At 67.6% G+C, this 10,267-nt stretch carries 9 protein-coding genes; 6 read left to right on the top strand and 3 right to left on the bottom strand.

Going from position 1 to position 10,267, the window contains the following annotated elements; genetic code table 11:
- Positions 1-177: 177 nt before the first annotated feature.
- Positions 178-1,230 (top strand): nucleotidyltransferase domain-containing protein, encoded by a 1,053-nt coding sequence (locus tag VFE05_14975; protein ID HET6231374.1) that lies wholly within the window; start codon positions 178-180, stop codon positions 1,228-1,230.
- 62 nt (positions 1,231-1,292) lie between these two features.
- A complete protein-coding gene (locus VFE05_14970) occupies positions 1,293-1,937 on the top strand; it encodes a TIM barrel protein (protein HET6231373.1) in 645 nt (214 codons plus the stop codon).
- A 139-nt stretch (positions 1,938-2,076) separates the two neighbouring features.
- Here VFE05_14970 and fusA read toward each other — a convergent pair whose 3' ends face one another.
- Entirely contained in the window at positions 2,077-4,185 is a 2,109-nt protein-coding gene (gene fusA / locus VFE05_14965) for an elongation factor G (GenBank protein HET6231372.1), read from the bottom strand.
- A gap of 198 nt (positions 4,186-4,383) precedes the next feature.
- Positions 4,384-4,992: a DUF4234 domain-containing protein gene (locus VFE05_14960; GenBank protein HET6231371.1), complete on the bottom strand. Its 609-nt coding sequence runs from the start codon at positions 4,990-4,992 to the stop codon at positions 4,384-4,386.
- 313 nt (positions 4,993-5,305) lie between these two features.
- On the opposite strand from VFE05_14960, the gene VFE05_14955 reads away from it, so the two are divergent.
- The 3 genes from VFE05_14955 (at position 5,306) to VFE05_14945 (ending at position 8,596) form a co-directional block, all read left to right on the top strand.
- On the top strand, positions 5,306-6,043 hold the full coding sequence (locus tag VFE05_14955; GenBank protein HET6231370.1) for a polysaccharide deacetylase family protein: 738 nt from the start codon (positions 5,306-5,308) through the stop codon (positions 6,041-6,043).
- A 55-nt stretch (positions 6,044-6,098) separates the two neighbouring features.
- Positions 6,099-7,385, top strand: coding sequence for a lactate 2-monooxygenase (locus tag VFE05_14950; protein HET6231369.1), 1,287 nt, complete (start codon positions 6,099-6,101; stop codon positions 7,383-7,385).
- Between the two features lie 113 nt (positions 7,386-7,498).
- A complete protein-coding gene (locus VFE05_14945) occupies positions 7,499-8,596 on the top strand; it encodes a heavy metal-binding domain-containing protein (protein ID HET6231368.1) in 1,098 nt (365 codons plus the stop codon).
- A 25-nt stretch (positions 8,597-8,621) separates the two neighbouring features.
- Here the strand turns inward: VFE05_14945 and VFE05_14940 are convergent, their stop codons facing one another.
- Positions 8,622-9,626 (bottom strand): aldo/keto reductase, encoded by a 1,005-nt coding sequence (locus tag VFE05_14940; protein ID HET6231367.1) that lies wholly within the window; start codon positions 9,624-9,626, stop codon positions 8,622-8,624.
- Between the two features lie 166 nt (positions 9,627-9,792).
- Here VFE05_14940 and VFE05_14935 point away from each other — a divergent pair.
- On the top strand, positions 9,793-10,267 hold a 475-nt coding region (locus VFE05_14935; GenBank protein HET6231366.1), incomplete at its 3' end, for a hypothetical protein.

The following is a 10,267-nucleotide window of genomic DNA, read 5'->3' as shown; positions in this document are numbered from 1 at the left end:
AATTCGTCGTCCCTACACGCTCCCGTCACACTCCAGACGTGCCGATCCGAGCGATCTGAACCCCACTCGCACGACCGACCCGAGATCGCCGGTGAGCACAGATCTCGGATTCTGAGCACCCGATTTTCAACAGACTTCTAGATTGGGGCAGGGATTTTTCTCTCATCCGGACGAACGATGGAACCGAACCCACCCGCCTCGCCGATTTGGGAGCTTGCCGCGCGAGCGGAAGAGCGATGGCCCGCCATCGACTCGGCTCGCGAGCACGCCGACAGGACCAAACAGCAACTCACGGAACTGGTTTCGGACCTGCTGCCGGCCGAGGATGCGAGCGTGGTGGTGTTCGGCTCGCTCGCACGCGGCGAAGTGACGAGCGGAAGCGACACGGACTGGACGCTCCTGGTCGACGGACAAGCCTCGTCGACACATCTCGACGTAGCCCACAGGGTCGAGGCGATGCTGGCGGATGCGGATCAGAAAGGGCCGGGACGGGAAGCTACGTTCGGAGGCCTCGCATTCAGCCACGAACTGCTTCACCGGATCGGCGGCGGCGACGACACGAATCGCAACCTGACACAACGGATTCTGCTCCTGCTGGAGTCCGCCGCGCTGGGTCCGGCCGAGGCTCACGAGCGCGTGATACGCGGCATCCTCAACAGGTACATCAACGAAGACGCCGGTTGGAATGAGCGAACGGTGACCGTCCCCCGCTTTCTCTTAAACGACGTGGCGAGGTACTGGCGAACGGTTGCGGTCGACTTCGCGTACAAGCGCCGCGATCGCGCCGAGGAAGGCTGGGCGTTGCGGACGATCAAGCTCCGCATGTCGCGCAAGCTGACCTACGCGTCTGGTCTCCTGGCATGCTTCAGCTGCGACGAAGAGCCGTCGATCACCGAAGCTGACGACCGGTCGAAGGCGGTCATCGAACACCTGCTGACGCTCGTCGCCCTGACGCCGTTGGAGCGCATCGCCCACATCGCCTTGCGGAAGAGCCTGACCGAACCGGCCGTGATGCTCTTCCGAAGCTACGACGCCTTCCTCCGTCTGCTGGACGACACCGAGGCTCGGGAGCACCTCCAGGAACTTGCGCGATCCGAAGCTCGGGACGATGCTACGTTTGTACGTGCCCGGCAGATAGGCCACGATTTCCAGGCAGCGCTGGACGGCATCTTCTTTGGGGAGAACGGGTCTCACATCCCGCAACTCACCACGAAGTACGGGGTTTTCTAGTGCGAGTCATCGGCTTCTCCACCGGCTCCCTTGCCCTCGGCGACTTCCGGAGGGGCGTAGATATGCTCCTGGCCGCGGGCGTCGAGGCCGTCGAGCTGTCCGCGCTCCGGCTGTCGGAGCTTCCCGGGTTGGTGGCTGCGGCGCCGGACCTCGATCTCGAACGGTTCCGCCACGTCTCGGTCCACGCGCCGAGCAAGTACCCACGTGACGAGGAGCCGCGCATACTCTCGCTACTCGCCTCGCTCGCGGATCGGGGCTGGCCCGTCGTGGTGCACCCGGACGCGGTGTTCGATTACGATGCATGGCGGGCACTTGGAAGCCGGCTGCTCGTCGAGAACATGGACAAGCGCAAACCGGTGGGGCGGAGCGCGGCGGAGCTGCGGCAGGTCTTCGAACGGCTGCCCGAGGCCGGGCTCTGCCTGGACCTGGCGCACGCACGGCAGTTCGACCCCACCATGGTCGAAGCGTACCGCATCCTCCGGCTCCACGCGGCCAGGCTTCGCCAGATCCACATCAGCGACGTGGGCTCCAGCAGCAAGCACACTCGCCTGACCTTCGGCCCGATCCACGATTTCCTCGACGTCGCGCGTTGGATCCCGGAATGGGTTCCGGTCATCGTGGAAAGCCCGGTTGCGGAGGGGCAGATCGCATCGGAGATCGAACGTGCGCGAGCCGCGCTGGCAGACGCTCTGCCTCTTTCGGCCTGAGCCTCGGCCGGGTGGCGGATGAGTCCGAAAAGGGCTCCGCACGCGTTTACCGAAGTCCTGTGTTCTCCTCATGCGTACACGAACGACGGCGCGCCTCCCCGTGGGAGACGCGCCGTCGTCGTGTCCAGCCAGCCGGGCTCTACTTCGCCGCGGCGACCTCGTCGCGTTCCTTCTTGGCCGCTTCCACGACCTTGTGCACCTCGTGCGCGGGGACCTCCTCGTACGCATGGAAGGTGCGGGTGTGCGTGGCGCGTCCCTGCGTGAGCGACCGCAGCGCCGACGAGTACTTGTACAGCTCGGCCTGCGGCACCAGCGCGCGCACCACCTGGCTGCGCCCCGCGGACTCGATGCCCAGGATGTGGCCTCGCCGCTGGTTCAGGTCGCCGATCACGTCGCCCATGAACTCGTCGGGCGTGAACACGTCGACCTGCATGATGGGCTCCAGGATGATGGGCTGCGCCGTCTCGGCCGCCTGCTGGAACGCCATGGAGCCGGCCACCTTGAACGCCGCCTCGGAGCTGTCCACGTTGTGGTAGCTGCCGAAGTAGCACTCCGCCTCGAAGTCCACCACGGGGAAGCCTGCCAGGATGCCGCGCACCGCCGCCTCCTGCACGCCCTTGTCGACCGCCGGGATGAACTTGCCGGGGATCACGCCGCCCACGATGGCGTCGGTGAAGCGGTAGCCCTGGCCGCGCGGGAGCGGCTTCAGGCGCACGTGCGCGTCGCCGAACTGGCCGCGCCCGCCCGTCTGCTTCTTGTAGCGCCCGTGCGCCTCGGCCACCGCCTTGATCGTCTCGCGGTAGGGGATGCGCGGCGCCTTGACGACCACGGACACGCCGTTCTTCCGCTTCAGCCGCTCCAGCTGGACCTCCAGGTGCAGCTCGCCCAGCCCGCGGGCGATGGTCTGCCCCAGCTCCGGGTTGTACTCGGCCACGAAGCAGGGGTCCTCCTCGTGCAGCTTGTGGAGGCCCACGGACAGCTTGTCCTCCTCGCCGCGCGTCGCGCACTCCACCGCCACGGCGATGTCCGGCTCGGGGAAGACGATGCCGTCCAGCACGAGCGGGTGGCCCGCGGCCGAGAGCGTGTCGTTGGTGTGCGTGTCGCGCAGCTTGGCCACCACGCCGATGTCGCCCGCGCGCAGCTCGTCCACCTCCAGGCGCTCCTTGCCCTGCGCGATGGAGAGGTGCGACAGCTTCTCGGGCTGCTCGCGCGAGGCGTTGAACACCTCGTCGCCGCTCTTCACCGACCCGCCGTAGATGCGGAAGAAGCTCAGCTCGCCCACGTGCGGCTCGCTGGTGGTCTTGAACACCAGGGCGGAGAACGGGTCCGAGTTCAGGTTGCGCAGCTCCACGGTGGTGCCTGCGCGGCCCTGGGCCGCCTCGGCGGGGCGCTCCTGCGGCGAGGGAAGCAGCTCCACCACCTTGGTGAGCAGCGCGCGCACGCCCCAGGTCAGGCTGGGCGCGCCGCAGAAGAGCGGGAACAGCTCGCCGCGCAGCATGGCCTGCTTGAGGGCGTGGATCGCCTCGTCGCGGGTGATGGTGTCGCCCTCCAGGTAATGCTCCAGCAGCGTGTCGTCGGTGGCCGCGATGGTCTCGATCAGCTCGGCGTAGTAGCGGTCGACGGTCGGCTGCAGGTCCGCCGGGATGTCGCCCTCTTCGTACTCGCCCGCCTGCGTCCCGTGCTTGTAGAAGTGCGCGCGGTCCGAGAAGAGGTTCACGATGCCGCGGAAGCCCTCGCCGCTGCCGATGGGCACCTCTACGGGGATGGCCTTGGGCGTCAGGTGCTCGCGCACGTCCTGGTACACGCGCTCGAAGTCGGCGTTCTGGCGGTCCATCATCGACACGAAGAGGATGGTGGGCAGCGCCCGCTCCTCCAGCAGCTCCCACACGCGCTCGGTGCCCACCTCCACCCCGCCGGGGGCGGAGAGGACGCAGATGGCGCCGTCGGCCACGCGCACGCCGGCGCGGGTCTCGCCCAGGAAGTCCAGGTAGCCGGGGGTGTCGATGAAGTTGACCTTGGTGTCCATCCACACTGCGTACGCCACCGAGGTGTTCATGGAGATGCCGTGCGAGATCTCCTCGGGGGTGAACATGGTGAGCGCGGTGCCGTCGGCGCTGCTGCCGTGGCGGCGCGACGAGCCGGCGGTGTGGCAGCACGCGTCGATGAGCGTGGTCTTCCCCGCTCCGCCGTGCCCTACGAGCACGACGTTGCGGATGCGGTCCGTTGTGAAGGATGGGGCGGACGCCATGAGCACCTCCTGGGCTGGAACGTGGAGGGGAAACCGCGGGCGGTATGCGCAAGGTGCCCGGCTGGCGTGCGGAGCGTCAAGGTTCTTGGCGGGCGCGCTGGGGGCGTGTGCATACCCGGTTCGGCGCGATGCAAAAAACGTACGGCGGCGCACGCCGTGAGCATGCACCGCCGTTCGGCTGCCGCGCGGTGCCGCGGATCAGCGCGCCGCGGCCAGCGAGGGATCGAGGTAGGCGAGGATGGTCGTGAAGATCATCGCCGCGCCGAAGCTCATCGCCATCGTCTCCGGCAGCGTGAAGCCGGTGCGCGGCGGCACCTCGGGCGCGTCGTGGCTCCAGATGAAGTTCGCGGCCTCGAACGCGGGCAGCAGCGCCAGCACGTTCGAGAGCGCACCCAGGCTGGCGGGCCCGGGAAGCCGCCCGAGCAGCAGCAGGACGACGTACGCCACGGCCAGCGGGCCCGCCGGCGGCGACTCGGGATAGCCCCGCTCGCGCGCCAGGGCGAAGAGGTGCCGGAAGAGGCTGTACGCGAAGATGTGGCCGAGGACCGCCCTCAGCACCGGCGTTGCGCGGACGCCGTGGACGTTCTTCAGGTAGCGCCAGGTGATGTAGAACCAGTAGATCTGGTACAGCCCCAGCGTGAACGTCGCCAGCATCACGTGCTGCCAGATGGGGCGCACCGGCGGCGGCAGAACGACGGGCTTCTGCGCCTCGGCCGCCGTCGCGTGCTCCGCCTCCGGCTCGGAGAGGATCACGATGGGCGGCGGGTCGGCGGGGGCTTCGCCGGGTGGATACGCGGATTCGCTCAAGGCTCGGCAGATGTACGGCGAAAAGCCGCTCGCGCGGCTGTGATGATCGACGGCGCTGGTCGATGGAGCGCGAATCATACCCGCCGCCCCGAAGCCGCGTCAACCGAGCGTGCATCGTCACGGGGCCGCATCCTCCGATTCGCGATGTGGGCGGTCGATGAGCGTGCATGGCAGCAACGGGAGCTGCGGTTGATCCGAGGCCGCGCATCCGCTGCTCGGCCACAGTCACGCATCGGCGGACGGTTGTCGGACGTGGCGGAGGTGCGTACACTCACCCCACGCCGCGCATCTCCCGATCCCCCGCATCTACCGAATGCGCTTCTTCCGTTCGCACCGCTGGATCGTCGCGCTCACCGCCGCCGCGGGCGTGTGCCTGCTGCTCATCGGCGCGTACACGCTGGTGAGCTCGCGGACGTGGCAGACGTTCGGGCGGATCGTGCCGCGGGTGGAGACGCGCGAGAAGGTCGTCGCGCTCACGTTCGACGACGGACCCACGCCGCTGGGCATCGACAGCGTCCTGCCGATGCTGCAACGGCGGGGCGTCCGCGCCACGTTCTTCGTCACGGGCGCGGAGACGGAACGGCACCCGGACCTGGCGCGGCGGCTCGTCGCTGCGGGCGAGGAGCTGGGCAACCACACGTGGTCGCACCCGCGGATGCTCCTTAAGCCCCCCGCCTTCATCCGCGGCGAGATCGAGCGGACGGACCTGCAGATTCGCGCGGCTGGATACCACCGGCCCATCCTCTTCCGCCCGCCGTTCGGGAAGAAAGGCATCGCGCTCCCGCTGTACCTCAGCCGCCACGGGCGCACGACGGTCACGTGGGACGTGGAGCCGGACTCGTACGCGGAGGTGGCGGCGACACCGGAAGGCATCGTGCGGCACGTGCTGGAGCGGACGCGGCCGGGCTCCATCATCCTGCTGCACGTCATGTATCCCAGCCGCGCCACCTCGCGCGCCGCGGTGCCGGGCATCGTGGACGGACTGCGGGCGCGCGGCTACCGCTTCGTCACCGTCTCCGAGATGGTCGCGCTCGGCCACGACGCGGGCTGACGGGGGACGAAGGCGGCGCCGGGACATCATCCACGGACCAAGGACACGAGCGCAGATGAGCGACGGGCGGCGAGGGCTTGGGGCGGACGTGGGACGGGAGCGGCAGCGCGCCATCTACCTGCGCGGCGTCGCGGGCAAGCGTCCGGCCGTGCCGGTGGATTCCGCGCGGCTGGAGGAAGCCGCACGTAAGGCCATGTCGCGCGAGGCGTTCGCGTACATCGCGGGCGGGGCGGGCAGCGAGGGCACGATGACCGCGAACCGCGCCGCGTTCGAGCGGTGGCGCATCGTGCCGCGGGTGCTGCGCGACGTATCCGTGCGCGACACGTCCATCCGCCTCTTCGGGCAGACGCTGCCGTCACCGCTGCTGCTGGCGCCCATCGGCGTGCTGGAGATGGCGCACCGCGACGCCGACCTGGCCGTGGCCCGCGCCGCCGCGGCCACCGGCGTGCCGATGATCTTCTCCAGCCAGGCCTCGTACCCGATGGAGGCCTGCGCAGCGGAGATGGGCGCCGCGACGCGCTGGTTCCAGCTCTACTGGAGCCGCGACGACGCGCTGGTTGCCAGCTTCGTGCGCCGCGCGGAGGCGTGCGGGTGCGACGCCATCGTGCTCACGCTCGACACGACCATGCTGGGCTGGCGGGCGCGCGACCTCGACCTCGGCTATCTGCCGTTCCTGCGCGGCAAGGGCATCGCGCAGTACGTGAGCGACCCCGTCTTCCTCGCCAGCCTCGACCACCCGCTGGAAGACACGGGAGATGCGAAGCCGCCCGTGAACCTGGCCGCCATCCGCACCCTCGCGCAGATGCTGCGGAAGCACCCTGGCGGCTTCGTGGGCAACCTGCGCTCGGGCCGCGCGCGGGCCGCCGTGCAGCGCTTCGTCGCTACGTACTCGCGCCCGTCGCTCACCTGGGCCGACCTCGCCCGCCTGCGCGAGATGACGAAGCTGCCCATCCTGCTGAAGGGCGTCCTGCACCCGGACGATGCGCGCATGGCGGTGGACTCGGGCATGGACGGCATCGTCGTCTCCAACCACGGCGGCCGGCAGGTGGACGGTGCCGTGGGGGCGCTGGACGCACTCCCCTCGGTCGTGCAGGCGGCTGGCGGACGCGTTCCCGTGCTCTTCGACAGCGGCGTCCGGGGCGGGGCGGACGTGTTCAAGGCCCTGGCGCTGGGCGCCGCCGCCGTCTGCCTTGGGCGCCCGTACGCGTACGGCCTCGCGCTCGCGGGCGAGGCCGGCGTCCGCGAAGTAATCACCAACCTCCTCGCCGACTTCGACCTCACCATGGGCCTCGCCGGCTGCACCTCCGTCGCGCAGATCACCCCGGAGATGCTGATGCGCTGAACGCTTTGCTTGAACCCTATAGAGTCGGAGGGAATCCAACAGCCGAATTCAACCATCTGTGTAATCATCCCAAAATTCAAACACGGTTTCCAGCCATGCTCACGAAGCGCCGAATGCTGATTACCACGACGTCCAGTCTAGAGGGATGGACCATTGAGGAATACCTCGAACCCGTCTCGGCTGAGATAGTGATTGGCACCGGACTTTTCACCGATGTACTCGCCAGTTGGAGCGATTTTTTTGGGATGGATTCTCGCTCGTATATGAGCAAGCTCGATCAGATCCGCGAGCGCGCGCTCGCAGCAATCGAGTACAAGGCACTACGCGTAGGTGCCAACGCATTGCTAGGCCTGCACATCGACTATGACGAGATTTCGGCCGGTTCAAAGTCGATGCTTATGGTTAGCGCGATGGGCACTCCCGTTCGCGCTCGCCACCATACGGAACACCTCACGCCCGCGAGAGCGCGCGCAGGCGCAATCTCGGCCAGAGAGGTTTCGAATGCAGTGCGTCGTCGGCACACGGTGAGCGAAGCCGCGGCGGGCAAGCTGGACCTAAAGAACGACGCAACTTGGAACTTCATTCTCGACAACGGAGTGCATGAGATCGCACCTCTCGTACTGAAGCTCGCGGGGGAGCAGGCTCAGAACGCCCCGGTGCCTGGTCGAGAGAGTCAGATCGAGCGGTTCAAGGAATTCTTCTTCCGCATGCAGCCGGAGGTCGCAGCGCCACATCTGTACGAAGCCATCGAACGTGACCACCCTGCTGCCGCGTTTGCCCAGGACGTTGTGCGTGATGCCGGCCTCATCGATCTTCCCCGCCTGCTGTCTCTTCTCACGAGCGAATCTCACATGGTGCGAGCCCGCGCAGTCCTGCTCGCCCGCGGCAATCCACCTTTCTATACCGCAGACGACTTGTCCGACCTTGAACGGTTACGCGACGCTATCGTACCATCGTTCAGGAAAATACCTGCTTCCCAGAAGAAGGGACTTCTCGGTGGAGAGCGGTCCGTGTGGGCTTGTGGGCATTGCAAGAGCAAAGTGGACCTCGCGACTGACACCTGTAATTGCGGGGCTGACCGTTACGGGCTCCCATACGACATGTCGGCACGCAGGATCAACCCTGAAGGGACCGCTGCTTTGATAGCCGAGAAGATCGAGATCCTGCGAAATCGTTTCGCGGATTCCCTGTCGATCGGATCAGACGCTTGACGGAATATCCTCGCATTCTTCTGCCTCACCCGCGCTTCCGCTCGCTGTCGAGCATCGCCATCTGCTGCGGGGCGTAGCGGTCGCCGGCCGCGGCATCGGCCGGAACTGCGCGCTCGATCTCCGCGAGGTCGTCTGCCGAGAGCTCTAGGTCCAGCGCCCCCAGTGCCTCCGTCAGCCGGTCGCGGCGCCGGGCGCCGATGAGCGGGACGATGTCGCCGCCCTGCGCGAGCACCCAAGCAATCGCGACCTGCGCGACGGTGGCGCCCTTGGCTTCGGCGATGCCGCGGAGCGCATCCACCAGACCCAGGTTGTGCGCCAGGTTCTCGCCGCTGAACCGCGGACTATGCGCGCGGAAATCGCCCGGCGCGGCGGCGCGGTCCGTCGACCAGTGGCCGCTGAGCAGGCCACGCGACAGCACGCCGTACGCGGTGATCGCCACGCCCAGCTCGCGGCACGTGGGCAGGATCTCGCCTTCGATGCCGCGGGAGATGAGCGAATACTCGATCTGCAAGTCCGCGACGGGGTGCACCGCGTGCGCCCGCCGGATCGTCTCCGCGCCCATCTCCGAGAGGCCCACGTGGCGCACGTACCCGGCCTGGATCATCTCCGCGATGGCGCCCACCGTGTCCTCGATGGGCACCGCCGGGTCCAGCCGCGCGGGCCGGTAGACGTCGATGTAGTCCGTGCCGAGCCGGCGCAGGCTATACGTGAGGAAGTTCTTCACCGCGGCGGGCCGCGCATCGTAGCCTACCCAGCCGTTCTTCGGGTCGCGCATGGCGCCGAACTTCACGCTGATCAGCACGTCCTCGCGGCGGCGGCCCTGCAGCGCCTCGCGGATCAGCAGCTCGTTGTGCCCCATGCCGTAGAAGTCGCCCGTGTCCAGCAGGTTTATGCCCGCATCCAGCGCGGCGTGCACCGTGGCGATGCTCTCGGTGCGGTCAGCCGGCCCGTACAGGTCCGACATCCCCATGCATCCCAGCCCGACGGCGGAGACCTGCGGCCCGGTGCTTCCAAGCGGACGAGTATCCATCAGCATGCTCCTCGATGTTGATTTGGACGATTGATGCAGACTTCTCCCGCGGCACAATCCCGGCCACCAGCCCTGTCAGCGACCGGCCTGTCGGAAGTCGCCACTCCGCGACATCTTCCTGCCGCCACAGAACTGAGCGTCTCCATCAACTTTCGCTGGTCTTCATATGAGCAACTTCTGGATAGTCCGTGCGGGTGAGGGAGGATATCTCGCCCCTGCTTTCGATAAGGCCGGGGTAGTCGGCATGGGATGGCGAGGTGCAGGCGATTTCACCCACCTGCGGGAGATCGACGAGTTCAAGGAACGCGTCGCCGCCGATCCAGACGTGAAAACGGGTGCCATCCCGAACTCCGCAAGCATGGCTTACAAGTTCCGGCACGTCATCGCCAAAGGCGACGACATCGTCACCTACGATCCCGCACGGCGGGAGTACCTCGTGGGCACCGTGGTAAGCGACTACGAGTACCGCAAGGACGTGCTACCTGACTACGACCACCTGAGACACGTGCAGTGGAAGGGTCGCGTCAGCCGCGACGCGCTCACCCCCTCCTCGCGTAATAGGCTCGGAAGCACCCTCTCGCTGTTTCAGCCCGGCGACGAGGTCTGGCAGGAGATTCAGACCGTCCTCCAGAGCGGAGCCG

The sequence above is a fragment of the Longimicrobiaceae bacterium genome (genome assembly GCA_035696245.1).
Lineage (GTDB): Bacteria > Gemmatimonadota > Gemmatimonadetes > Longimicrobiales > Longimicrobiaceae > DASRQW01.
The sequence above is the reverse complement of the archived record's forward strand: the minus strand, read 5'-3'. Positions and strand labels throughout refer to the sequence as shown.